This is a genomic window from Scandinavium hiltneri, assembly GCF_024764835.1.
Taxonomy (GTDB): Bacteria; Pseudomonadota; Gammaproteobacteria; order Enterobacterales; family Enterobacteriaceae; genus Scandinavium; species Scandinavium hiltneri.
Map to the genome: position 1 here is coordinate 1 of NZ_JALIGE010000047.1, position 512 is coordinate 512.

1 pseudogene is annotated in these 512 nt (G+C 47.1%); it reads right to left on the reverse strand.

Annotation, left to right across the window (positions count from 1 at the left end):
- Nucleotides 1–139 precede the first annotated feature (139 nt).
- Nucleotides 140–512, reverse strand: a pseudogene (fadH, locus tag MUU47_RS00220) (NADPH-dependent 2,4-dienoyl-CoA reductase); the annotation flags it as partial.

Genomic DNA, 512 nt, shown 5'->3' on the forward strand with positions numbered 1-512 from the left:
GTGCGGTAGACAAGCTAATTGACTCTCAGCAAGCCCGCAATTTTTTCTTAGCATCTGATGCCATTCAATAATACGCGTTCGATATAAAAAAAGGCGGTGACATTCATTCATCGCCTTTTTTATGACATAGTAAAAGCTGCTACAACATGGCAGCGACTTCCGCGCCTTCGCGAATGGCACGTTTGGCGTCCAATTCGCCTGCCAATCTTGCCCCACCAATCAAGTGATATTGGGCTGTCAAGTCATCACCCACCGTAGGCATTAAGTGATTGACCGATTCTTGCCCCGCGCAGATAACGATACTATCAACGCGCAATAATTGGCTATGACCGTCTGGGTTAGTAATCCAAATGCCTTCATTGGTAATTTTCTCATAGCCAATGCCGCTCACCTGTTTGACGCCATGCTTGTTAATATGAGCACGGTGCACCCAGCCTGAGGTTTTATTGAGACCTGCCCCCAAGCGACCTTTTTTACGCTGCATCAAATACACTTCACGGGTTGGGGTAATG